The sequence below is a fragment of the Roseovarius sp. MBR-79 genome (genome assembly GCF_053628555.1).
On sequence record NZ_JBRJGP010000001.1, the window covers coordinates 1 to 23718 of the forward strand.

The window sequence follows — 23718 nt, forward strand, 5'->3', positions numbered from 1 at the left end:
AGCACATCCGCGCCTCAATCCCCAGAACCACCAAACACCGCCTCAGCGCCGCTGGTGAAGGCGTATTTACGAGCAGCACCAAAGAGTCGCAAGAGCTTTTTTCCCAAAAAACGAAATTTCTTCCGCCGCGATGATTTTTCCCGGTTTTTCAAAGATTTTCGCAACGGGGTGCTTGACCCTCCAGCAGCCGGAACCCCCATTTGTTGATCTACCTATACCTCTGGAGCATCAAGATGCGCACGCAAACCATCAGAATTGGCGTTCAGGGCCTCAGTTGCGCGGGCTGTGCCGGACGGGCCGAGCGTGCGCTCTCGCGGATTGCGGGCGTGCACGATGTCACCGTGAACTTTGCCAATGGTGAAGCGCGCATGCTGGTCGATGGCACGGACGCCGCCGCCATCGCCGATGCGTTGAAAGCGGCCAATTACCCCGCCCGCGAAGAGACCCTCACGCTCGACCTCGAAGGCCTCACCTGCGCCACATGCGTATCCCGCGCCGAGGCCGCCCTGATGGCGCTGCCTGCGGTGCTTGACGCGAATGTCAATCTTGCCACGCAGACCGCGCGCGTGCGCTATCTGCCAGGCAGCACCGACAGCGGGACCCTTGCCCGTGCGCTTGCAGATGCGGGATACCCGGCCCGGCCCATTGACAGGCAGACCGGCGATCAGGCCAGCCGCCGTGCCGAAGAGGTGAGCCACAGCCGCCGTCTTGTCTGGATCGCCGGCGCGCTGACCCTGCCGGTCTTCGTTCTGGAAATGGGCGGCCATGTCATCCCCGGACTGCAAGAGCTGATCCATGGGCGCATCGGGATGCAGGCATCGTGGCTTGTGCAATTCGTCCTGACGACGCTGGTGCTGGTCTGGCCGGGGCGGCAGTTCTTTCGTCTTGGCCTGCCCGCGCTGATGCGGGCCGCGCCCGACATGAACAGCCTCGTCGCGCTTGGCACCTCGGCGGCGTGGCTCTACTCGGTTGTTGCGCTGTTTCTGCCCCGGCTTCTGCCCGACAGCGCGCGCGCGGTCTATTTCGAGGCCGCCGCCGTCATCGTCACGCTGATCCTCGTGGGCCGCTGGCTCGAGGCGCGCGCCAAGGGCCGGACCGGGGCGGCCATCGAGCGGCTCATCGGGCTGCAACCGGCCTCGGCGCACGTCGAACGCGGTGGTGCGGTGCAGGAGGTGGCCATCGCGGACATCGCCCCCGGCGACCTCATCCATGTCCGCCCCGGCGAGCGGATCGCGGTCGACGGCGAGGTGACTGACGGCCAATCGCATGTGGACGAGTCGATGATCACGGGAGAATCGATGCCGGTGGACAAGACCGCCGGGGCCAAGGTGGTCGGCGGCACGATCAATGGCAGCGGCGCGCTCGTATTCCGGGCCACCGCCGTGGGCCATGACACGGTGCTCGCGCGGATCGTCGAGATGGTGGCCGAGGCGCAAGGTGCGAAACTGCCGGTGCAGGCGCTGGCCGACCGGGTGGTGCGGGTGTTTGTGCCGGTCGTGATCGCCATCGCACTCGGGGCGGTCATCCTGTGGCTGGCCCTTGGTCCCGCGCCGGTGCTCAGCCATGCGCTTGTCGCGGGCGTTTCGGTCCTGATCATCGCCTGCCCCTGTGCCATGGGGCTTGCGACACCCACCTCGATCATGGTGGGCACCGGGCGCGCCGCCGAGATCGGCGTGCTCTTTCGCAAGGGCGAGGCGCTGCAACGCCTCGACGAGGTGCGCGTCGTGGCCTTCGACAAGACCGGGACGCTCACCGAGGGGCGGCCCGTGGTCACGCGGATCGCCACCGCCGGGGAGCATGACGAGGCGCAGATCCTTGCCATCGCGGCCGCCGCGCAGCAACGCTCCGAGCATCCGATCGCCCGCGCCATAATGGCCGAAGCCACGCGGCGCGGCCTTGCCTTGCCCGAGGTCAGCGCCTTCGAGGCGGTGCCGGGATACGGTATCCTGGCCACGGTCGGCGATCGGCGCGTCGCCATCGGTGCGTCCCGGCTGATGGTACGCGAGACTGTGGCCACCGGCGCGCTCGACCCTGTCGCGGCAGATCTGGCCCGGGACGGCCAGTCCGCGATCTACATCGCCCTCGATGGCGCGCTTGCCGCCGTGCTGGGCGTGGCCGATGCGCCCAAACCGGCCAGCCGCGCCACCGTCGCGGCGCTTCATGCCCGCGGCCTTGCTGTCGCCATGGTCACAGGCGACAGCATCGCCACCGCCCGCGCCGTGGCCCGCGATCTCGGGATCGACCATGTCGAGGCCGAGGTCCTGCCCGAGGGCAAGGTCGCCGCCGTCACCGCGCTGCGCGCGCGCTTTGGCCCGGTGGCCTTTGTCGGCGACGGGATCAACGATGCCCCTGCCCTCGCAGAGGCCGATGTGGGCATCGCCATGGGCACCGGCACCGATGTCGCCATCGAGGCGGCCGATGTGGTGCTCATGTCGGGGGATCCGCGCGGGGTTCTGAACGCGCGTGACGTCTCGACCCGCACCCTGCGCAACATCCGGCAAAACCTGTTCTGGGCCTTTGCCTACAACGCGGCCCTGATCCCGGTGGCGGCGGGGCTGCTCTATCCGGTGGCGGGGCTGATGCTCTCGCCCGTGCTTGCGGCGGGGGCGATGGCGCTTTCGTCCGTTTTCGTGCTCAGCAATGCGCTCAGGCTTCGCCGCCTGCGCCCGGTCATGGAGGTTTCACAATGAATATTTCCGAGGTCGCCCGAGAGACCGGCCTGCCGGCAAAGACGATCCGCTATTACGAGGAAATCGGCCTTATCAAGCCGCTGCGCGATACCAATGGCTATCGTATGTTCCGCGTCTCGGACGTTCACAAGCTTGCTTTTCTGGGACGCGCCCGCGCTCTCGGCTTCTCCATCGAAGATTGCCGACGGCTTCTTGCACTTTACGAGGATCAGTGCCGTGCCAGCGCCGATGTCAAGGCGCTTGCCGAGGAGCATCTGGCGCAGATTGACAGCAAGATCGCACAATTGCGCTCGATGCAGGCCACCTTGCGCGAGTTGGTCGAGGAATGCGCCGGAGACAGGCGGCCCGATTGCCCCATCCTGCGCGATCTCGCGAAGGAATAGTTTGCATTACAATGTATATACAAAATCCTTGATCTGCCCTATGCTCATGCGTCGGGAGGGCAGGTGTTGCCGGATAACGATCGCAGAAAGAAGCAAGCCAAGGACAGCCAATTCGTGATCCGCATTCAAAAGGCGGACCGCGATGCCTTTGTCGAGCTTTGCGAGGCGCTCGATACCAGCGCCGCGCGAGAGATCCGCCGCTTCATCCGGGCGTTCACCGAAGAGCACGGGATCACATCGGCACATGACGCAGAGACAACCGACCCCACCGAAAAGAAACCAAAGAAGAAAAAAGCCAAGCGCACAGGCAAGGCGTGATGCATTTGGCCCCGGTCATAGGACAGACGGAAATGAGCACCTTGGAAAACATTCCGGGCATCGGCCCGGCGCTGCGACGCGGATTGGACACGCTCGGCATCGCGGATGCAGCCGCTCTCGCCAAAGCGGATGTGGCAACGATCACGCAGGTCCGCGGCATCAGCCCGGCGCGTGCCGAAACCTTCATTGCCGCAGCGAAAAGATTGGCCGCGGCGGCTGACCCGGAGCAAACGGCGCGCGAGACAGAGACAGCCAAGCCCAAGAGTCCGGACAAGACATCGAAGGCTGCGGACACATCGAAGGGCACGAAGAAAAAGGCAGCCAAGCCGAAAACGAAAGAAAAGAAGTCCGGCAAAGACAAGTCGGGGAAATCCGGCAAGGCACGGAAAGCTAAACCCTCGAAGAAGAAGAAGGGCAAGACAAAGAAGGGCTGAGCCTGCTACTCGCCATAGGCGAGCCCCTCGCGGCGCGGATCTGCCCCGCCGCGCAGGCGCACGCCGATGTCGATGACATGCAGCCCCGAGGTCAGGTCGCGGATTTCCACCTCGTAGCCCAAGGCGCGCAGATCGGGGGCAAGGTGGGAGGCGCTCTCCTCAAGATCATATGTCCCGAACCGGTTGACGAGATGCGCCAGATCGAGCGCGGCCTGCGGATCAAGGCCCCAATCGACCATGGCCACGATGGTCTTGGCCACATAGGGGATGATCCGGCTGCCCCCCGGACTGCCCAGGATCAGCACCGGCGCGCCATCGCGGCGCAGGATCGTGGGCGCCATCGAGGAGCGCGGCCGTTTGCCCGGCGCCACGGCATTGGCGAGCGGCAGGCCGTCCGCATGGCTGGCAAAGGAAAAATCGGTAAGCTGGTTGTTGAGAAGGAACCCGCGCACCATGAGCCGCGCGCCGAAACCGTTCTCGATACTCGACGTCATCGCCAGCGCATTGCCATAGGCATCGATGATCGAGACGTGCGAGGTGGCGGGCTGCGCGAGGTCCTGCCCCTCCTCCCAGTTCAGCGCATGGTCGAATTCGGGTGTGCCAGCGGCCACCTCGGGCAGCGCGCCCTTGCCCCGCAAGAGGGTGGAGCGCGCGGATAAATAGTCGGGGGCAAGCAGCCCCTTCACCGGCACCGGCACGAAATCGCTATCGGCAAGGTAGCGTCCACGGTCGGCAAAGGCCAAACGCATGGCATCCCCGATGAGCCGCCACGCCTCGGCGCTTTTCGGCCCGAGCGATCCCAGATCAAAAGGGGCCAGCAGGCCCAGTATCTGCCCCACAGCAACCCCGCCCGAAGAGGGCGGGCCCATGCCGCAGACCTCGAACCCGCGATAGGGCACGCATAAAGGTGCGCGCGCGCGCACCTGATAGATGGCGAGGTCGGTCCGGCTGAGCAGCCCCGGATTACCCGCCGCGCCGCGCACCCGCGCCACGATATCGGCACCGATCTCGCCGGTATAAAAGACGCGCGGCCCCTCGCGCGCGAAAAGGCGCAGCGTCTCGGCATAGGCGGGATTGCGCAGCACGCTGCCCGCTTGCAGCGGGCGGCCCTCGGGCAGGAAATAGGCGCGCGTCCCGGGGTCTCGCGCGAGGCGGGCGGCGTCGCCTGCGACCAGCACCGCCAGCCGGGGGCTGACCGGAAACCCCGTCTCCGCCAGCCCGATGGCGTCCTCGAAAAGCCACGCCCAATCGGCGCGCCCCCACCGCTCCTGCACCTCGGCCAGAAGCGCGGGCGTGCCGGGAACCCCAACCGAGCGCCCGCCCACCACCGCCTCGAAGAACGCGAGCGGCTGACCCGTCTCGTCGAGGAAAAGCCGGGGCGTCGCGGACAGCGGCGCGGTCTCGCGCCCGTCAAGCGTGGTGATCTCGCCCGTCGCCGCGTCATGCCAGAGCAGGAACGCGCCCCCGCCCAAACCGGAGCTTTGCGGCTCGACCAGACCCAGCACGGCCTGCACCGCCACGACCGCATCCGCCGCCGTGCCGCCCGCCCGCAGCACACGCGCCCCCGCCTCGACCGCGAGCGGATGCGCCGCGGCGATCATCCAGCGACCGGCCTCGACCGGTCGCCCCTCAGCCTTGGCGCGCGCCGCATCGGCCAGAGCGGGCGGCACCAGCACCCCCCCTGCCCCGCGCCCCTCGGGCGCGAGCCTGTCCGCCGCCTGTTGCGCCATCAGCGGTGCGGCCAGAAACGCCAGAACGAGAATCAGCGCGCGCATGCATCGCCTCCTTCAATCCCTGCCCCGCAGCCTGTCGCGGTCGACTTAACGCCCGGTTACCACCCGCCGGAAACCCGGCCGTTCAGAGCGGCCCCGTGCGCCAGAGCGTCACCTTCAGGCCACCATGCGCCACAGGCGGCCCCGGTGGCAAGAACGGCAGACCCGTTGCCTTTGCCAGCCCGCCATCGCTGGTCACCAGCCCCACGCGCCAGCCGCGCATCTCGCGCCGGAGCACCTCGCCCAGACTGCCATAAAGGCCGAAAAGCAGCTTGCGCTCGCCGATCCGCGCGCCATAGGGCGGGTTGACCATGACGAGGCCGGGCGGGCCGTCGGGGCGCGTGAGCGCCGAAATCGGCTGGCAGGCAAAGCGCGTATGGTCGTTGACGCCCGCGCGCGCGGCATTGGCCGTGGCCATGCGCACCGCCCCTGCATCGCGGTCATAGCCTTGAAAGATCGCGCAAACCTCTCGCGGCGCGCCGCCCGCTTTCATCGCCTGCCAAGCCTCCGCGTCGAAGGTCGCCAGATCCTCGAAGGCAAAGCGCCGGTCGCGGCCCGGCATCAGCCCCGCCGCGATCTCGGCGGCCTCGATCGGGAAGGTGCCAGAGCCGCACATCGGATCAAGCACCGGCTCACCGCCCTCAAACCCGCACTGCCACAAGAAGGGCGCGGCCATCGTCTCGCGCAGCGGAGCCTTGCCCACAGCCTCCTTGTGGCCGCGCCGGTGCAGCGGCTCGCCCGAGGTATCGACACTGAGCGACACCAGATCATCCTCGATCCGCGCCATAATCCGGATCGCCCCCTCGGCCGACACCGGCGCGCCGAGCGTCTCGGAAATCGCGCGCCCGATACGCTCGGTCGCGGCACCTGCATGGTAGATTTTCGAGCGCCGACACGTCACCTCGACCTTGACCGGCAGATCGGCGCGCAGCACCCCGGCCCAGTCGAACCTGCGCGCCCGCTTGTCGAGCTGCGCAAGGTGAAAGGCGCGGAATTCCCCGATCCGCGCAAGCACACGGGAGGCCCCGCGCAGCGCAAGATTGGCCCGCCACACATCACGCCAGCCGCCTGTCAGCGTCACGCCGCCCGGCACTTCGGACACCGGCGCAAAGCCAAGAGCACGCGCCTCTTCGGCCAGGGCCGCCTCCAGCCCCGGCGCGGTGGCAAGGAAAATCTCGAATGACACCCGCTTACAGCATCGCCGGAACGACAAGATCAGGCGGACGGTGGCCGTCGTCAAAGGTCTTGATGTTGATGATCACCTTCTCGCCCATCTCAAGCCGCCCCTCGACCGTGGCAGAGCCCATATGCGGCAGGAGCACGACGTTCTTCAGGTCACGCAGGCGCGGGTTGATCTCGGCCCCGCGCTCGTAGACATCGAGCCCCGCGCCGGCGATTTCTCCCGCGCGCAGCATACGGGTCAGCGCGTTCTCGTCGATCACCTCGCCACGGCTCGTGTTCACGATCACCGCATCGGGCTTCATCAGCTTCAATCGCCGCGCGTTCATCAGATGAAAGGTCGAGGGCGTGTGCGGGCAGTTCACGCTGATCACGTCCATCCGCGCCACCATCTGATCGAGGCTCTCCCACCATGTCGCACCAAGCGGCTGCTCGATCTCGGGCCGCAACCGGTGGCGATTGTGGTAATGCACCTGCATCCCGAAGGCCGCCGCGCGCCGTGCCACGGCCTGCCCGATCCGGCCCATCCCGAGAATCCCCAGCCGCCGACCAGCGATCCGACCGCCCAGAAGCGCCGTGGGCGACCAGCCGTGCCACCCCCCCTCCTGCATGACCGCAAGCCCCTCGGGCAGGCGCCGCGTGACGGCGAGGATAAGTGCCATGGTCATATCGGCGGTATCATCGGTCAGCACACCCGGCGTGTTCGACACGAGGATGCCGCGCTGGCGCGCCGTTTCGACGTCGATATGATCCACACCCGCGCCGTAATTGGCAATGAGCCGCAGCCGCTCGCCCGCCTGCCCGATCAACCCTGCGTCGATGCGGTCGGTGATCACCGGCACGAGCACATCGGCCTGCCCCATCGCGGCGGCAAGCGCCTCGCGGCTCATCGGCCGGTCATCTTCGGGCAGGTGCACATCGAAAAGTTCCTGCATCCGGCGTTCCACCGGCTCTGGCAAGCGTCGCGTCACGACAACACTCAGGCGTTGAGACGGCATGAAGCCCCTCCTCTGGCTTTTCTTTTCCGCGCGTTGCTGCCAGAGTGGCGCAGGAAAGAGCGGGGCACAAGAACCCTTTGCAGGCCCGGACGGAAATCGGAGAGACACGATGCGGCGAGCAGGACTGACCCTGATCATGCTGGCGCTCTGGCCTATTGTGGCCATGGCCGCAGAGCGCGGAACGGTGACCGGCCTGCCGCTGCCGCGCTTTGTCTCGCTCAAGGCGTCGGAGGCCAATGTGCGGCGCGGTCCGAGCCTGACGCACCGGATCGACTGGGTGTTCAAGCATCGCGACATGCCGCTGCGCATCACCGCCGAATTCGGCCATTGGCGACGGGTCGAAGACCGCGACGGCGCAGGTGGCTGGGTGCATTACACGCTTCTGTCGGGGGTGCGCACGGTGATCGTGCAGGAGGACATGCTCGATCTCTTCGCGCGCCCGGACCCCGGCACGATGGTGATGGCGCGGCTCGAAGCAGGCGTGATAGCCCGGCTGTCGGAATGCGTGCCGGAGTGGTGCGCGCTGTCTGCGGACGGCCACCGGGGCTGGGCGCGCAAGGCCGCGCTCTGGGGGGTCGGCGTGGACGAAGTCTTAAAATGAGCCCCGCGTCGAGAGAGACCGAATTTTTTGCACATCACTCTTGAACCGTCCCAGCCCCCGGAGTAATGAGCACTCCACACTGGGGTGTAGCCAAGTGGTAAGGCAACGGTTTTTGGTACCGTGTACCGTAGGTTCGAATCCTACCACCCCAGCCAATTGCAGAAGTCGGCAACCTCAAAATGCCTTTTGGTGCCTATTGGAAACGGCTTTTTCCAGAAATAGGCATTGATTGAGTTCGCGAATCCCGCAACATTTCCCGCAACAGTGCAAATCTGGCGAATATGATGGAGGATCGTTGCGATGGCGAAGGGTGTTTTGGCGGGCTGTGGGGCGGTTCTGATCGGGATCATGGCTTTCCTGTTCATGTCCGGCGGCGGTTCTGGGGTCGAGCAGACGGGATATTTCAAGGATGATGACCGGTATCGCGTGATGGCGTTTCGCGCAGAAGAACATTTGGACCAGAGCGCAGCCGAGGCGGCTCTGGCGGGGGTGATGCATAGCCCCGGCAGCACGACATGGGCGGTGATTTACGGGCCGGAGGCGCGCGATCCGGGGCTTCTGCTCACCACGGAGAAAAGCCGCGCGGCGGCGGTCGAGATGATCATGTCGCCACCCTTCGATGGCTGGGACTGGTATCTGACCATCCGGCATGACGGCCTGCGCAGCCTGAAGCCGCGTTGAGGTTGAGCGGCGTGGGTATCACCTGCGACCGGGGCCGGTGGTATTGGGTCAAGCGCGTGCCGCGCCGCTACCTCGGCCTCGTGCTGGGCGCGGACGGGCGGGCGGTGCAGCAGGTGCGCCAGGCGCTGCACACCGACAGCCGCGCCGAGGCGCAGGTCAAGGCCGCGCAGATCGAGGTCGAGCGGCTGGCGCAATGGGAGGCGCTGCGCGCGGGTGAGGCGGGTGCCGCGCGCGCGCATTACGAGGCCGCGCGCCGGATCGCCGCCGCGCGCGGCCTGCCCTACCGCCCGGCGCAGGTGCTGGCCGAGGGCGATCTGTCTGATCTGGTCGCGCGTCTCACCGGCCTGCCGCCCGCGCCCGCGCGGCCGCTGGCCGAGGCGGTTCTGGGCACCGTGCCCCCCATCCTGCCCGATCTGCGCGAGGTTTTTGCCGAATATGTCCGGCTGACGGCCACCCGGCACACGCAGAAATCCGACGCACAGCGGCATCGCTGGGAGTTGCCGCGCCGCCGCGCGGTGGAGAATTTCATCACCGTCTGCGGTGCTGGCCGCGCGATGCCCGTGGGCGGGATCGACCGCGCGATGGCGCTGCGGTTTCGCGCCTGGTGGTCGGACCGGGTGGCGGGCGGGATGAAGATCGAGAGCGCCAACAAGGATATCGGGCACCTGTCAGAGATCCTCGGGACCTGGGCGCGGCTGACCGAGACCGCGCTCGACAACCCGTTTCGCGGGTTGCGGCTTGAGGGCAATGACGCCGTGCAGCGCCCGGCCTTCTCGCGCGACTGGGTGGCGGGGCGGCTTCTGGCCCCCGGTGCGCTGGACGGGCTCAACGCGCAGGCGCGCGACGTGTTCCTGATGATGATCAATACCGGGCTGCGCCCGTCCGAGATCACCGACGCGCCGGTGAGCGATCTGGAGGTGACGGCGAATGTGCCCTTCCTGCGCGTGGCGGCGCATGGTCGGGAATTGAAGGTGCGTCACACGCGGCGCGACGTGCCGCTCCTGGGCGTGTCGCTGGAGGCGGCGCGGCGGCTGGCCGAGGCCGGTGGCGCAGGGCGATACCGGCACAAGGCGGGCGCGTGGTCGGCCACGGTCAACAAGTATCTGGCCGATCACGGGCTGCGCGAGACGCCTGCGCATGTGGCCTACAGCTTGCGCCACTATGTCGAGGATGCGCTCTTGGCGGCGGGGGTGGATGACCGGGTGCGCGCCGACATCCTCGGCCACCGCTATCCGCGCCCGCTTTACGGTGCGGGCGGGGCGCTGGCGGGGCGCGCGGCGGCGCTGGGGCTCATCGCTTTTTAGGGGCGGCTGCGGTGAATGGCGCTCCAGTCTGCCCTCTCGACTCGCGCGCCCTGTCATCGGCCCATGTCCTCAGGGCGCAAGAGAGCCGTGCTCGCGCATTACTCAATTGCGAGAGCTGCCCCGCGATATTTGATGCGTGGCACTGCATGGCGTAGTCGATGATGTCGCTCTCGCCGAAATAAAAGCAATCCTCCCCATACTTGCCCTCTATCAGCGCAGGATACCAAACACTGTCGGCGCAATGTCCTGCCGTGGACATGCGCTCCAAAGCCACGGCCGCCCTGACGATCTGGTCGTGGAGCAGATATCTTTTGCCACTGCCCGCACAGCAGCGCAAAAGATTCGAGGTCATTTCCGCGACCGCTCTCTCGGCCTCCTTAGCCATCTCGTTTTTCTCGATCTGGCGCGCAGAATGTTCACTAACGATTTTCATTTTCTCGTCTCCCAACGTTGCTTTTGTCGACTGCCGTCATGGTTACCACCGCCCGCGCCCGAGCCACTGCCGCCGGTTGCGTCTCAAACATCATGCGGCCTCCCGAATGCCGACAATACCGGCCAAGCGCAGCGCCTCGAGGGCGCGCACTCCGCGGCCCAGTGCCTCCGCGCAGCGCCGCGCGATATCCGCCCGGGGATCGTCTGGGTGGACGGCTGCGAAGCGCCGGGCTTCGACGCTCTTGATGTCGGTGGAGAATTCGAGACGCAGCAGGCGGTTGATCTCATGAAGCTCGCCGCGGCGGGCGGCCAGGTCGTTGCCAGCTTTCGCTGCCTCGACGACGGCGCGAGCCCGTGCGGCCCATTTGCGTCCGCCCAGCAGGTCGGCCGAGGCGACAAGGGTGTCACCCTCTGCGCGCAGCCAGCGCATGAAATCGCTGGCCCTGTTCATGTGCCGGAGCAGGGCACGGATATCGGGAATGTGTTTCATGGGATCACCTTTCCTGGTGGAATGCGCGGGCCCGCCATGGGCCGCGTCAGAAGATCCCTGCTCCGGTCAAATGATTTCGTATCTGGTGTCCGCATTACCGCCGGCACGGGGTTTCCCGGCGCGGCCTCATCAAGAGGGCCGTGCCGGGCAATCCGTGATGCCAGAGGCGCGCAAACTCAGCTTGAAGGATCAGATTTTGGGGGTCAAAATCTGCTTCGTAAAAAGTCTATATTTTACAGTGCTTTACGGGCGATGGCAAAACTTTCGCCGACGCGTGGCAGTAAAATCCGCCGATTTGGCATAACTACGCCCGCAACGACACAACATGCAGCAGAGCCCCCTCAGGCGCATTTGCTGTGGCCGCAGCTGGCGCAGGTCATGCACCCCTCGATCATGCGCATGTCATAGCTGCCGCAGGCCGGGCAGGCGGGGCCGCGCGGTGCGTCAAGGCCCATGGCCTGCGCTTGCGGGTCTACCTTGAGGCCCTGCCCTTCGCCCGCAAGAAACCCGATCGCAACCATGTGCCGCTCCAGAACCCCGCCGATGGCCGCTAGGATCGAGGGCACGTATTTGCCCCCCATCCAGGCCCCGCCGCGTGGGTCGAACACCGCCTTCAACTCCTCCACCACGAACGAGACATCGCCGCCGCGCCGGAACACCGCCGAGATCATCCGCGTGAGCGCCACCGTCCAGGCGTAATGTTCCATGTTCTTGGAGTTGATGAACACCTCGAAAGGCCGCCGGTGCCCATTCAGGACGATGTCGTTGACGGTGACATAGATCGCATGGTTGCTGTCGGGCCATTTGAGCTTGTAGGTCGCGCCTTCAAGCTCTGTGGGGCGGTCGAGCGGGTCGGCCATGTAGATCACTTCGCCGCCCTGTGACGGCATGTTGCCCACCTGTTCGGGCCGCTTCTCCGTGGTCTCCGACACGCTCAGCACGCTGCCCGTGACATCGTTCGGGCGATAGGTGGTGCAGCCCTTGCAGCCGGTTTCCCAAGCCTGCATGTAGACATCCTTGAACGCTTCGAAGGAAATGTCCTCGGGGCAGTTGATCGTCTTGGAAATGCTGCTGTCGACCCATTTCTGCGCCGCCGCCTGCATCCGCACATGGTCCAGCGGCGCAAGGTCCTGTGCGGTGACGAACCACTCGGGCAGGGGCGCATCGCCCATCACCTCGCGCCACATGGCGACGGCGTAATCCACCACCTCCTCTTCGGTGCGGCTGCCGTCCTTTTGCAGCACCTTGCGGGTATAGGCATGGGCAAAGACCGGCTCGATTCCGCTGCTGACATTGCCCGCATAAAGGCTGATCGTCCCGGTGGGGGCCACGCTGGTCAAGAGCGCGTTGCGGATACCGTGCCGGGCCACGGCCTCGCGCACGGTCTCATCCATGCCCTGCATGGTGCCGGAGGCGAGGAATTTTTCCGCGTCAAAGAGCGGAAAGGCCCCCTTTTCGCGCGCCAGATCGACCGAGGCGAGATAGGCGGCAACGGCGATCTTGTGCATCCAGATCTCGGTCTGGCGCACGGCCTTGTCGTCTCCGTAGCGCAGCCCCACCATGGCCAGCGCATCCGCGAGCCCCGTGACGCCCAGCCCGATGCGGCGTTTCGCCTGTGCCTCGGCTTGCTGTTGCGGCAGCGGAAAGCGGCTGGCATCCACCACGTTATCCATCATCCGCACCGCCACGCGCACCAGATCCTTGAGCGCCGCCGCATCGAGCCGCGCACGCGGCCCGAACGGGTCGATCACCAGCTTGGCAAGGTTGATGGAGCCCAGCAGGCAGGCCCCGTAGGGCGGCAGCGGCTGTTCGCCGCAAGGGTTGGTAGCCGCAATATTTTCCACGTAATTCAGATTGTTGGCCTGATTGATCCGGTCGATGAAGATCACGCCAGGTTCGGCATAGTCATAGGTGGCCTGCATGATCCGGTTCCACAGATCGCGCGCCTGCACCGTGTGATAGACGCGGCCATCGAACTGCAAATCCCACGGCCCGTCCGCCGTCACCGCCGCCATGAAGGCATCGGTCACCAGAACGCTGAGATTGAACATCCGCAGGCGCGCGGGGTCCGACTTGGCGGCGATGAAGGCCTCGATATCGGGGTGGTCACAGCGCATCGTGGCCATCATCGCGCCGCGCCTGCTGCCCGCGCTCATGATCGTGCGGCACATCGCGTCCCAGACATCCATGAAGCTGAGTGGCCCGCTGGCATCCGCCGACACGCCCTTGACCACCGCCCCCTTGGGCCGGATGGTCGAGAAATCATAGCCGATCCCGCCGCCCTGCTGCATGGTCAGCGCCGCCTCGCGCAGATTGTCGAAAATCCCGCCCATGTCGTCGGGGATCGTGCCCATGACGAAACAGTTGAAGAGCGTCACCTTGCGCGCCGTGCCCGCCCCCGCCGTGATCCGGCCCGCAGGCAGGAATTTGAAATCCTCCAGCGCCGCATAGAACCGCTCTTCCCATTGCGCCGGTTCGGCCTCGACCTCTGCCAGCGCGCGGGCGATGCGCCGCCAGCTATCCTCGACGCTGGCATCCACGGGTGTGCCATCTGCCGCCTTGAAGCGGTATTTCATGTTCCAGATCTGTTCGGCGATCGGGGCGGCGAAACGGGTCATCGGCGGTTCCTTGGGCGGTGGGGAGGGCCAGAGACCTACAATAGCTTGAAGCCCGCACCATTTCCACTACCCTATCTGCGCATCGGGGGAATCGTATCTTGGCCTTGCATCTCATCAAACTCAGCGTCGGCACCACGGGCGTGGACGACCTCGACGCCTGGCACCACGACCCGCGTGCACAAGGTGCCGACGGGCTGCCGCGTCATGTCACGCGGATGTGGCCCCGGCGCGAGGCCGAGGTGCTCGACGGCGGCTCGATCTACTGGGTGATACAGGGCCTCGTGCAATGCCGTCAGCGCATCCTTCGGCTGGATGAAGTGATCGGCGGCGACGGTATCCGCCGCTGCGCCATCGTGCTGGAGCCGGGGCTCATCCGCACCGCCACGGCACAGAAACGGCCCTTTCAGGGCTGGCGCTATCTCGACCCGCGCGACGCGCCGCCCGATCTTGGCCGCGCGCACCGCAACGAGGAGAGCCTTCCCCCTGCCCTCTCCGCCGCGCTGGCCGAAATCGGCGTGATCTGAGGCCGCACACGCGCGCCTCACCCCGGCTTGATCCGCCGCGACCGCATCGTTCATTGCGACAATCCGCCTCGGGTCCCATCCTTGTGCCATGCAGAATGGAAAGGACAGACCCATGCGCTTCCCGCTCCCGGCCCTTGCCGCCGCCCTCGCCCTCGCCTCTCCCGCCCTTGCCCAGAGCGTCGAGGACACCGCCCTTGCCCCGGCCCTCCCTGAGGCGACCGGCTATCCCGTCTCGGCCGACCTGAGCTTTGACGGCGGCCCCGGCGGTGGCCCCGACGGTGGCCCCGAGGTCACGCGCAACACGAATTCGATCTTCTCCAGCCGCGGACGCGCCATTGGCGGCCCCGTCGACTGGACCGGGTTCTATGTCGGCGGCCAGTTGGGCGTGGCCTTCGGCGATGCCGATTTCGCAAGCAGCGACGAAAGCGTGATCGGCGGTATCACCCTCGGCTATGACCATGATTTCGGCCAATGGGTCCTTGGCGGCGCGCTCGATTACGACTTTACCGATATCGACATCGCGCCGGGCAGCTCGCTCGAGGAGATTTTCCGCCTCAAGGTGCGGGCCGGTCCCAAGATCGGACGCGGGCTGCTTTATGGCACCGGCGGCTATGCCTATGCCGACAGCGACAACATGGGCGACGAGGACGGCTGGTTCATCGGTGGCGGCTACGAATACATGGTCAACGACCGCTGGTCGGTCGGCGGCGAATTACTCTATCATGAGTTCGACAGCTTTGACGGCACCGACAACGATGTCGATGTCACCACCGTGCAGGTCCGCGCCACCTTCCGTTTCTGACCGGGAACGGGCGTGCGACAGCGAAGGCGGGCCCGTCCTCCAGCGGGTCCGCCTTTTCGTTCAACCCCATGGCCAATATTGGCAACCAAATGTTGCAAGCCCGCAACAAATTTGGCGACAATCCCCCGGTTTATCCCGTAAATTCAGCAATATCCCGCCACTCACGGTTGCGTCATCCGGCGGCACCCTTGTCCCTTCAGCATCCCGCACCGACATGAAGCTCAACGGTGAAAGCCGTAGTGCCGGATCGCGCTTTCGCTCGGACGGCACCGCAGAACAGACAGGAAAGGACGCATCATGCTGAAACACACAACCGCTCTTGCCGCCGTGGCATCGCTCTTCGCCGCCCCGGCGCTTGCGGGCAACATCACCCCGGCCGCACCCGAGCCGGTCATCGCCGCCCCGGCCCCCGTGCCGGCCGCGCCGCTCACGCCGAACTGGACCGGCTTCTACGCCGGTGGCCAGCTTGGCTATGCCTGGGTCGATACCGACATCAACAACGTGGATGGCGATGACATCATCGGCGGTATCGTCGGCGGTTATGATTACGATCTCGGCAACTGGGTGGTGGGCGTCGGCCTCGACTACGATTTCGCCGATATCGGCCTCTCGGGCGTCAATGCCAGCGTCGAGGAAGTGTTCCGCGCCAAGCTGCGCGGCGGTTACAAGATCGGTCGCGGGCTGCTCTACGGCACTGGCGGTTATGCCTGGGCCGACACCGACAATCTCGGCAGCGACGACGGCTGGTTCCTCGGCGGCGGCTATGAGCACCGGATCACCGACCAGGTCTCGCTTGGTCTGGAGGCGCTCTATCACGAATTCGACGGGTTCGGGAACGCCAACACCGATGTGGACGCAACGACCGTGCAGGCCCGCGCGACGTTCCGGTTCTGAGCCTTCGGGCACCACGACCCTTGTAGCGGGCGGCCTTCGGGCCGCCCGTTCCGCTCAGTCGATCCCGAGCCGCGCCCTGAGCGCGCCAAGCGTGGCGCGCCCTGTCTCGTCCAGCGCGGCAGAGCGCGCGCGGTAAAGCGTCGCCTGCGATTTGAGGATCAGCCCGTCCTCGAGGATTTTCAAATGGTTGGCGCGCAGCGTGTCGCCCGATGAAGTGATATCGGCAATCGCCTCGGCGGTCTCGTTCTTGATCGTGCCCTCGGTCGCGCCCTGGCTGTCCACCAGTTGATAGTCGGCCACGCCTTGCTCGCGCAGGAAATCACGGACAAGACGGTGATATTTGGTGGCGATGCGCAGGCGGAACCCGTGGCGCGCGCGGAACGCGGCTGCCACGGCGTCGAGATCGTCAAGCCGCGCGACATCCACCCAGCAACGCGGCACCGCGATCACCAGATCGGCCTGACCGAAACCCAGCTCGGCCAACTCTTCGACCTGCTGTTCCCATTGGCCCAGCTTTTCGCGCACCAGATCCGTGCCGGTCACGCCCAGATGGATGCGCCCCGCGGCCAGTTCGCGCGGGATCTCGCCCGCCGAGAGCAGCACCAGTTCCACGCCCTCGATCCCCCGGACATAGCCCGCATATTCGCGCTCGGACCCGGAGCGGCCAAGGTCGATCCCGTGGCGCGCGAACCAGTCCACGGTCTTGTCCATCAGCCGCCCCTTGGAGGGCACGCCCAGCTTTAGGCTCATGCCGCACCTCCGAGATCGAGCACCAGACCGGGGCGGATGACGCCGCCCACGGCGGGGATTTCGCGGCCCCGGCCCAACTGCCGGGTCAGCGCATCATAGCGCCCGCCGGTCGCCACCGGCGGCAGGTCGGGGCGTTGCTCCGCATGGAACCCAAAGACGAAGCCATCGTAATATTCCATCTGCGTGCGCCCGTAGCTGGCCTCGAAATCAAGCTGCGTCACGTCAAGCCCGCGCGCGGCAAGCGCGTCGAGGCGGCGCGCCAGACGGTCCACGGCGGGGACGATGGCGGGCAGGTCCACGGCGATGTCGCGCAGGTTTTCGAGCGCGTTGGGGCAGGTCTCGCGCACCGCGAGCAGCGCGTCGAGCAGCTCCACCTCGGTGCCCGAGAGCGGGCCTGCGGCGGCATCCTCGTGCAGGGCCTTGATGCGCGCGGCGATCTCGTCGGGGCCGCGCAGCCCCATCAGGGGTGCTGCCCCGGCCATCGGGTCGCTCGCCGCCAGGAGCGCCGCGCGCGCCTCGGGCACGGGCGTGCGGCCCGCGTAACGGTCGATCAGCGCGCGAAACCGGCGCGGACGCCAGATATGGCGCAAAAGGGCCGTCTTGCGCGCCCCGGTCGTGCGCAGCCCCGCGACGGCGGCCATCAGGATACCGATATCGCCGGTGGCCGCGCGCAGGCCCAAGGGGCGCAGGATGTCGCAAAAGAGCACGAAAACCTCGGCATCGGCGGCCTCGGGCGCCTCCCGCGCGAAAATCTCGAAGCCCACCTGAATATATTCGTTGGCGCGGCGCGCATCTTCCTCCTGACGGCGGAACACCTCGCCGGCATAGGTATAGCGGGCGGGCTCGGCCCCGTCGGTCATGTGCATCTGCACCACCGGCACGGTGAAATCGGGGCGCAGCATCTGCTCGCCGCGCAGCGTGTCCGAGGTCACGTAGGCGCGCGCGCGGATATCCTCGCCATAAAGGTCAAGCAGCACCTCGGCGGGTTGCAGGATCGCGGTTTCCACCGGCACGGCCCCCGCCGCCTCGAAAATGCCGCGCAGGCGGGCGGCCTCGGCCAGGATCGCGGCGCGTGGGGCCATCAGCCCTGCTCCGCAAGCAGTGCGCGCACCTTGTCCACAAGGGCGTCGCGCGGCACCTCATACTGGCTCGGGCGGTCCTTCCACTCCTCCAGCGTCGCGTTTTGCGCGATTTTCGCGCCAAGGATCAGGTCCTTGACCTGCACCACGCCGCGCGCAAACTCATCCTCGCCCGCGATGATCGCCACCGGGCTGCCGCGCCGGTCGGCATATTTCATCTGGTTGCCGAAATTCTTCGGGTTGCCGAGATAGACCTCGGCGCGGATACCCGCGCGGCGCAATTCGCCCACCATGGCCTGATAGTCGGCCATGCGCGCGCGGTCCATGACGGTGACAACCACCGGCCCCTGCGCCTCACCGCCCGCGCGCCCCTTGGCCTGAAGCGCGGCGAGCAGGCGATCGACGCCGATGGAGACCCCCACGGCCGGCACCTGCTGCCCGGTGAACCGCGCCACCAGATCGTCATACCGCCCGCCCCCCGCGACGCTGCCGAATTGACGGGGGCGGCCCTTTTCGTCCGTGATCTCGAAGGTCAGTTCCGCCTCGAAGACCGGGCCGGTATAGTAGCCGAGGCCGCGCACGACGGAGGGGTCGATCAAGATGCGGTCGGAGTGGTAGCCTTGAGCAGCGAGGAGATCACCGATTGCGACCAACTCATTAACGCCCTCACTACCCACACTTGACTCACCGCATAGGGATTTGAGATAAGATATTACTGCGAAATTCCAAGCTTTTTGGGGATCTTTCGTCGCTGTGGTTGCCATTTCAACTGCACTCGCTGCGATTGCCTCGATACCGTCCTTTGCATCCGAAAGTGAAAACTTCCCTTCGAATGCAAACGAGAGCGCCTCGGTCGCTTGAACAAACAGCAGTATTGTCTCTATTTGCTTAAAATCGAGTCCTGCGCCTGCGGTGAAATCACCGCTATCATCTTTTCGACCCGCACCCAAAAGAGCACTGACACCCTCGGTCCCTAAACGGTCCAGCTTGTCAATCGCGCGAAGAACAATCCCACGTTCTTCTGCAAAGCGTTCTGGCTCAGCGGGATCAAGCAACCCCGCAACCTCCAACACCCCGTTCAAAACCTTCCGGTTATTCACCCGCACCACGTAATCGCCGCGCTCGATCCCCACCTCTTCCAGACAATCCGCCAGCATCGCGCAGATCTCGGCATCCGCTGCCATGCTGCTCGTGCCGACCGTATCCGCATCGCATTGATAGAACTGCCGAAACCGCCCCGGCCCCGGCTTCTCGTTGCGCCACACGGGGCCCATGGCGTAGCGGCGGTAGGGGGTGGGCAGGTCGTTGCGGTGCTGCGCGTAGACGCGGGCCAAGGGCGCTGTCAGGTCATAGCGCAGCGCCAGCCATTTCTCGTCCTCGTCCTGCCAGGCAAAGACGCCCTCGTTGGGCCGGTCCACGTCGGGCAGGAACTTGCCAAGCGCCTCGACCGTCTCCACCGCGCTGCTTTCCAGCGCGTCGAACCCGTAGCGATGATAGACCCCGGCGATGGCGCGCAGCATCTCGGCGCGCTCAACCACGTCGGCGCCGAAATAATCGCGGAAGCCCTTGGGGGTTTCGGCCCTCGGGCGGGGGGTCTTGGCGGGTTTGGCCATGGGGTCTGGTCCTTCGCGGGGAACTCGCGGCGCGGTCTAGCCGAAGGGACAGGCGGGGGCAAGGTTGACCGGGGCACAGTTGACCGGGACGTGGCAGGCGCGTATGCCCGCGCCATGACCGGGATCGAGGAAAGACTGGCCCATCTCATCCGTGCCGTCGATGACCTCTCCGAGGTGGTCGCGCGGCAGGACCGCGAGATCGAGCGGCTGCGCACGACGGTGGCCCTGCTCAGCCGCCGCGAGGCGGAGCGGTCGCGCGAGGGCGAAGGCGGCATCATGCTCGGCGACGAGCGCCCGCCGCATTACTGAGCGGGGTTTTCAGCCACTGCCGCTTCGTCGCCCCGCGAGATACGCCGTGCGCGTCACCCTCGGGCGTGGTCCGAGGGTCTCTGGCCCGCAAGAGATCCCCGCCAGATCCCCGCCTGCGCGGGGATGACGGGGCACCGGTTTCGCGCGCGTCTTTCCCCCAGCCTTCACGCCCCCAGCTAGCGCTTGCCCCGGGGCCGGGGCGCGGCTAGGCTCTGCCTCACACCGGGCCGGATGAGCCCAGGAAACAAGGAAGGGAGATCACCATGACCAGACTGACCGGACTGGCGCTTGCCGCGCTGATGGCCTCGACGGCCCTGCCTGCCACCGCCGAGACCCTGAGATGGGCACGCGCGGGGGATTCGCTCACGCTCGATCCGCACGCGCAGAACGAGGGGCCGACGCATACGCTGGCCCACCAGATCTACGAACCGCTGATCATCCGCGACATGACCGGCGCCTTCGAGGCCGCACTTGCGACCGATTGGGCGCCCAAGGCGGACGATCCGACCGTCTGGGTCTTCACCCTGCGGCAAGGCGTCAAATACCACGATGGCGCGGATTTCACCGCCGAGGATGTCGTGTTCTCCATCAACCGCGCCAAATCCGACAATTCGCGGATGAAGGAATTGCTGTCCTCGGTCGTCGAGGTGCGCGCGGTGGATGATCACACCGTCGAATTCGTCACCGACGGGCCGAACCCGATCCTGCCGTCGAACCTCACCAACCTCTTCATCATGGACAAGGGCTGGACCGAGGCCAATGGCGCGGTCGAGGTGCAGAACATGGATGCGGGCGAAAGCACCTTCGCCGCCACCAACACCAACGGCACCGGCGCCTACAAGCTTGTGAGCCGCGAACCGGACGTGAAGACGGTGCTGACGCGCAACGAGGATTATTGGGGCAAGGGCCAGTTCCCGCTCGACGTGAGCGAGATCGTCTATACCCCGATCCAGAACGCCGCCACGCGGGTGGCCGCCATCCTCTCGGGCGAGGTGGATTTCATCCAGGACGTGCCGGTGCAGGATCTCCAGCGCGTGGCCGCCACCGACGGCCTTGTCGTCAAGACCGCCCCGCAGAACCGGACGATCTTTTTCGGGCTGAACCTCGGGCCGGACGATATCGCCAACGACAATGTCGAGGGCAAGAACCCGCTGTCGGATGTGCGCGTGCGCCGGGCGATGAACCTTGCGCTCAACCGCGACGCCATCAAACAGGTGGTGATGCGCGGCCAGAGCCAGCCCGCAGGCATCATTTCGCCCCCCTTCGTCAACGGCTGGACCGAGGAGATGGACCGGATCGAGACCGATGTCGCGCAGGCCAAGGCGCTGATGGCCGAGGCGGGCTATGGCGACGGGTTCTCGATCCAGCTTGATTGCCCGAATGACCGCTACATCAACGACGAGGCGATCTGTCAGGCCGCCGTCGGCATGTTCGGCCAGATCGGTGTCACGGTGAACCTCGATGCCAAGCCCAAGGCGCAGCATTTCCCGCTGATCTCTTCCGGCGGGACGGATTTCTACATGCTGGGCTGGGGTGTTCCGACCTATGACAGCGAGTATATCTTCAACTTCCTCGTGCACACGCGCGGTGAGCAGCGCGGAAGCTGGAACGGCACCGGCTATTCCAACCCTGAGCTTGACGCCAAGATCGTGAGCCTGTCGTCGGAAACCGATCTGGACAAGCGCAACGCCACCATCGCCGATATCTGGGGCACGGTTCAGGACGAGGTGCTCTATCTGCCGATCCACCACCAGGTTCTGAACTGGGGGATGACGGACAAGGTTGGCATCGAGGTCAGCCCCGAGGACGACCCGAAGATGAAATACTTCACCATGAAGTGATCGAAACCGGGCGGCGGACACCCCGCCGCCCGATCCTTGGAAGGGGTGCGCGATGCTGGCCTATATCCTCCGCCGTGTCGGGCAATCGGTGCTGGTGCTGCTGGTCGTGGGGCTGGTGGCCTTTGCCATGTTCCGCTTTGTCGGCGACCCGGTCGACGCGATGCTGGGGCAGGAGCGCACCCAGGCCGATATCGAGCGGCTGACCGCCGAGCTTGGCCTCGACCGGCCCTTTCCGGTGCAATACTGGAAATTCCTCAATCAGGCCGCGAAGGGCAATTTCGGGCTGAGCTACCGGCAGGGGCGGCCCGTCACCGATATCCTGTTGGAGCGCGCGCCCGCCACGCTGGAGCTGGCCTTCGTGTCGGGGATCATGGCGCTGGTGGGGGGCATCGCGCTTGGCGTCTTTACCGCGATAAGGCGGCGGGGCGTGGCCGCCAATGTGATCATGACCGTGTCGCTGATCGGCGTGTCGCTGCCCACCTTCCTTATCGGTATCCTGCTCATCTATATTTTCGCGGTCGAGTTGAAATGGCTGCCCAGTTTCGGGCGCGGCGAGGTGGTCCGCATCGGTGGCTGGACCACCGGGTTTCTCACCGAAAGCGGCCTCAAGGCGATCATCCTGCCTGCGATCACGCTGGGGCTTTATCAGATGACGCTGATCATGCGGCTGGTGCGCACCGAGATGCTGGAGGTGCTGCGCATGGACTATATCCGCTTTGCCCGTGCGCGGGGCCTGCGCGAGAAATCGGTCAATTTCCGCCACGCGCTCAAGAACACCATGGTGCCGGTGATCACCGTGACGGGGCTGCAACTGGGGTCCATCATCGCCTTTGCGATCATCACCGAGACCGTGTTTCAATGGCCCGGCGTGGGGCTCCTTTTCATCAACGCGGTGCAATTCGTCGATATCCCCGTCATGGCGGCCTATCTGATGCTGATTTCGGTGATGTTCGTGGGCATCAACCTCATCGTCGATCTGCTCTATTTCGCCATTGACCCGCGCCTGCGGCTCGATCGCGGCACGGAGGCCAAGGCATGAGCGACGAGGCCCTGACACCCCCCGCCGCCCCCTCGCGCCTGCGCCGCGCCTGGGAGAGCGATCTGATCTGGTCGTTCCGCCACGCGCCGGTGGCGATGGCCGCAACTGCGGTGGTTCTGATCCTTGTTCTGGCGGCCGTCTTCGCCCCCCTCATCGCGCCGCACAACCCGTTCAACCCCGCTACGCTCAACCTGATGAACGGGTTTACCGCGCCGATGGAACCCAATGCCTTTACCGGCGAGGTGTTCCTGATGGGCACCGATGATCAGGGCCGCGACGTGTTCTCGACCATCCTTTACGGGATGCGGATCTCGCTTTTCGTGGGCTTCGCCGCGGTGATGCTGGCGCTGCTGATCGGGGTCACGCTGGGGCTGCTGGCGGGCTATCTCGGCGGCTGGACCGAGACCATCATCATGCGCGTGGCCGATGTGCAGCTGACCTTTCCGGCGATCCTTGTCGCCATGCTGATCTTCGGCATCGCCAAGGGGATCACCCCGCCCGAGCACCGCGACCAGATGGCGATCTGGGTGCTGATCCTCGCCATTGGCCTCAGCGACTGGGTGCAGTTCGCGCGCGTGGTGCGCGGCGCGACGATGGTGGAGAAAAGCCGCGAATACGTGCAGGCGGCGCGGCTCATCGGGCGCACGCCCGTCTCGATCATGCTGCGCCATATCCTGCCCAATGTGCTCAACCCGGTGCTGGTCATCGCCACGATCTCGCTGGCACTGGCGATCATCGCCGAGGCGACGCTGTCGTTTCTGGGCGTCGGCGCGCCGCCCACGCAACCCTCGCTCGGCACGCTCATTCGCATCGGTCAGGGGTTCCTCTTTTCAGGCGAGTGGTGGATCCTGCTTTTCCCGGCGATCACCCTGCTGGCGCTGGCGCTCTCGGTGAACCTGCTTGGCGACTGGCTGCGCGATGCGCTGAACCCGAGGTTGAGGTAGTGTTGTCTATCCGGCAGAACATA

The 23718-nt window shown here is 66.0% G+C and carries 24 protein-coding genes and 1 tRNA gene; 16 read left to right on the plus strand and 9 right to left on the minus strand.

Features of this window, described 5'->3' with window-relative positions; genetic code table 11:
• The 5 genes from ACSSV8_RS00005 to ACSSV8_RS00025 all read left to right on the plus strand — a co-directional run.
• The coding region (locus tag ACSSV8_RS00005; protein ID WP_454281108.1) for a hypothetical protein at positions 1-207 on the plus strand (207 nt) is incomplete at its 5' end.
• 26 nt (positions 208-233) lie between these two features.
• Positions 234-2690, plus strand: a complete 2457-nt coding sequence (locus tag ACSSV8_RS00010) for a heavy metal translocating P-type ATPase (protein WP_454281109.1) — start codon at positions 234-236, stop codon at positions 2688-2690.
• Positions 2687-3073, plus strand: coding sequence for a Cu(I)-responsive transcriptional regulator (gene cueR / locus ACSSV8_RS00015; RefSeq protein ID WP_454281110.1), 387 nt, complete (start codon positions 2687-2689; stop codon positions 3071-3073). The genes ACSSV8_RS00010 and cueR overlap by 4 nt, the downstream gene beginning before the upstream one ends.
• 114 nt (positions 3074-3187) lie before the next feature.
• Positions 3188-3391, plus strand: a complete 204-nt coding sequence (locus ACSSV8_RS00020; RefSeq protein WP_454281111.1) for a hypothetical protein — start codon at positions 3188-3190, stop codon at positions 3389-3391.
• 32 nt (positions 3392-3423) lie between these two features.
• On the plus strand, positions 3424-3825 hold the full coding sequence (locus tag ACSSV8_RS00025) for a helix-hairpin-helix domain-containing protein (protein ID WP_454281112.1): 402 nt from the start codon (positions 3424-3426) through the stop codon (positions 3823-3825).
• Between the two features lie 5 nt (positions 3826-3830).
• On the opposite strand, the gene ggt is transcribed toward ACSSV8_RS00025, so the two are convergent.
• The 3 genes from ggt to ACSSV8_RS00040 form a co-directional block, all read right to left on the minus strand.
• On the minus strand, positions 3831-5600 hold the full coding sequence (gene ggt, locus ACSSV8_RS00030; protein WP_454281113.1) for a gamma-glutamyltransferase: 1770 nt from the start codon (positions 5598-5600) through the stop codon (positions 3831-3833).
• 82 nt (positions 5601-5682) lie between these two features.
• Positions 5683-6783, minus strand: a complete 1101-nt coding sequence (locus ACSSV8_RS00035) for a THUMP domain-containing class I SAM-dependent RNA methyltransferase (protein ID WP_354540638.1) — start codon at positions 6781-6783, stop codon at positions 5683-5685.
• Between the two features lie 4 nt (positions 6784-6787).
• Complete coding sequence (locus tag ACSSV8_RS00040) at positions 6788-7774, minus strand: 2-hydroxyacid dehydrogenase (RefSeq protein ID WP_354540639.1); 987 nt, start codon at positions 7772-7774, stop codon at positions 6788-6790.
• A 109-nt stretch (positions 7775-7883) separates the two neighbouring features.
• Here ACSSV8_RS00040 and ACSSV8_RS00045 point away from each other — a divergent pair, with 109 nt between their 5' ends.
• The 4 genes from ACSSV8_RS00045 (at position 7884) to ACSSV8_RS00060 (ending at position 10360) form a co-directional block, all read left to right on the plus strand.
• The gene (locus tag ACSSV8_RS00045) at positions 7884-8375 is read left to right on the plus strand and encodes an SH3 domain-containing protein (protein WP_454281114.1); all 492 of its coding nucleotides are present in this window, start codon (positions 7884-7886) and stop codon (positions 8373-8375) included.
• A gap of 80 nt (positions 8376-8455) precedes the next feature.
• Positions 8456-8530: transfer RNA gene (locus ACSSV8_RS00050), tRNA-Gln, on the plus strand.
• Between the two features lie 145 nt (positions 8531-8675).
• Positions 8676-9056, plus strand: a complete 381-nt coding sequence (locus ACSSV8_RS00055; RefSeq protein WP_454281115.1) for a hypothetical protein — start codon at positions 8676-8678, stop codon at positions 9054-9056.
• Between the two features lie 11 nt (positions 9057-9067).
• On the plus strand, positions 9068-10360 hold the full coding sequence (locus ACSSV8_RS00060; RefSeq protein WP_454281116.1) for a tyrosine-type recombinase/integrase: 1293 nt from the start codon (positions 9068-9070) through the stop codon (positions 10358-10360).
• On the opposite strand, the gene ACSSV8_RS00065 is transcribed toward ACSSV8_RS00060, so the two are convergent.
• From ACSSV8_RS00065 to ACSSV8_RS00075, 3 genes are all read right to left on the minus strand, one after another.
• Positions 10347-10793 carry a hypothetical protein gene (locus tag ACSSV8_RS00065; protein WP_454281117.1) on the minus strand — a complete coding sequence of 149 codons (447 nt, stop codon included), beginning with the start codon at positions 10791-10793 and terminating at the stop codon, positions 10347-10349. The genes ACSSV8_RS00060 and ACSSV8_RS00065 overlap by 14 nt on opposite strands.
• Positions 10794-10883: 90 nt before the next feature.
• A complete protein-coding gene (locus tag ACSSV8_RS00070) occupies positions 10884-11282 on the minus strand; it encodes a hypothetical protein (protein ID WP_354539785.1) in 399 nt (132 codons plus the stop codon).
• Positions 11283-11623: 341 nt separating this feature from the next.
• Positions 11624-13900: an adenosylcobalamin-dependent ribonucleoside-diphosphate reductase gene (locus tag ACSSV8_RS00075; protein ID WP_454281118.1), complete on the minus strand. Its 2277-nt coding sequence runs from the start codon at positions 13898-13900 to the stop codon at positions 11624-11626.
• 98 nt (positions 13901-13998) lie between these two features.
• Here ACSSV8_RS00075 and ACSSV8_RS00080 point away from each other — a divergent pair, with 98 nt between their 5' ends.
• The 3 genes from ACSSV8_RS00080 (at position 13999) to ACSSV8_RS00090 (ending at position 16120) form a co-directional block, all read left to right on the plus strand.
• Positions 13999-14424: a DUF1489 family protein gene (locus ACSSV8_RS00080; protein ID WP_454281119.1), complete on the plus strand. Its 426-nt coding sequence runs from the start codon at positions 13999-14001 to the stop codon at positions 14422-14424.
• Between the two features lie 112 nt (positions 14425-14536).
• Positions 14537-15226, plus strand: coding sequence for an outer membrane beta-barrel protein (locus ACSSV8_RS00085; protein WP_454281120.1), 690 nt, complete (start codon positions 14537-14539; stop codon positions 15224-15226).
• A 297-nt stretch (positions 15227-15523) separates the two neighbouring features.
• Positions 15524-16120: an outer membrane protein gene (locus tag ACSSV8_RS00090; protein ID WP_354539781.1), complete on the plus strand. Its 597-nt coding sequence runs from the start codon at positions 15524-15526 to the stop codon at positions 16118-16120.
• 54 nt (positions 16121-16174) lie between these two features.
• Here the strand turns inward: ACSSV8_RS00090 and hisG are convergent, their stop codons facing one another.
• Genes hisG through hisS form a run of 3 tightly spaced genes read right to left on the minus strand, consistent with a single transcriptional unit; the run spans position 16175 to position 19562 of the window.
• A complete protein-coding gene (gene hisG, locus ACSSV8_RS00095) occupies positions 16175-16870 on the minus strand; it encodes an ATP phosphoribosyltransferase (RefSeq protein ID WP_454281121.1) in 696 nt (231 codons plus the stop codon).
• Positions 16867-17952, minus strand: coding sequence for an ATP phosphoribosyltransferase regulatory subunit (locus ACSSV8_RS00100; RefSeq protein ID WP_454281122.1), 1086 nt, complete (start codon positions 17950-17952; stop codon positions 16867-16869). The genes hisG and ACSSV8_RS00100 overlap by 4 nt, the downstream gene beginning before the upstream one ends.
• Positions 17952-19562: a histidine--tRNA ligase gene (gene hisS, locus ACSSV8_RS00105; RefSeq protein ID WP_454281123.1), complete on the minus strand. Its 1611-nt coding sequence runs from the start codon at positions 19560-19562 to the stop codon at positions 17952-17954. Before hisS ends, ACSSV8_RS00100 begins: the two co-directional genes overlap by 1 nt.
• 114 nt (positions 19563-19676) lie before the next feature.
• Here hisS and ACSSV8_RS00110 point away from each other — a divergent pair, with 114 nt between their 5' ends.
• The 4 genes from ACSSV8_RS00110 (at position 19677) to ACSSV8_RS00125 (ending at position 23695) form a co-directional block, all read left to right on the plus strand.
• Positions 19677-19871 carry a SlyX family protein gene (locus ACSSV8_RS00110; protein WP_454281297.1) on the plus strand — a complete coding sequence of 65 codons (195 nt, stop codon included), beginning with the start codon at positions 19677-19679 and terminating at the stop codon, positions 19869-19871.
• Positions 19872-20134: 263 nt separating this feature from the next.
• The gene (locus ACSSV8_RS00115; RefSeq protein WP_454281124.1) at positions 20135-21712 is read left to right on the plus strand and encodes an ABC transporter substrate-binding protein; all 1578 of its coding nucleotides are present in this window, start codon (positions 20135-20137) and stop codon (positions 21710-21712) included.
• A 52-nt stretch (positions 21713-21764) separates the two neighbouring features.
• Positions 21765-22751, plus strand: a complete 987-nt coding sequence (locus ACSSV8_RS00120) for an ABC transporter permease (RefSeq protein ID WP_454281125.1) — start codon at positions 21765-21767, stop codon at positions 22749-22751.
• Positions 22748-23695: an ABC transporter permease gene (locus ACSSV8_RS00125; RefSeq protein WP_454281126.1), complete on the plus strand. Its 948-nt coding sequence runs from the start codon at positions 22748-22750 to the stop codon at positions 23693-23695. Before ACSSV8_RS00120 ends, ACSSV8_RS00125 begins: the two co-directional genes overlap by 4 nt.
• The last annotated feature ends 23 nt before the right edge of the window (positions 23696-23718 follow it).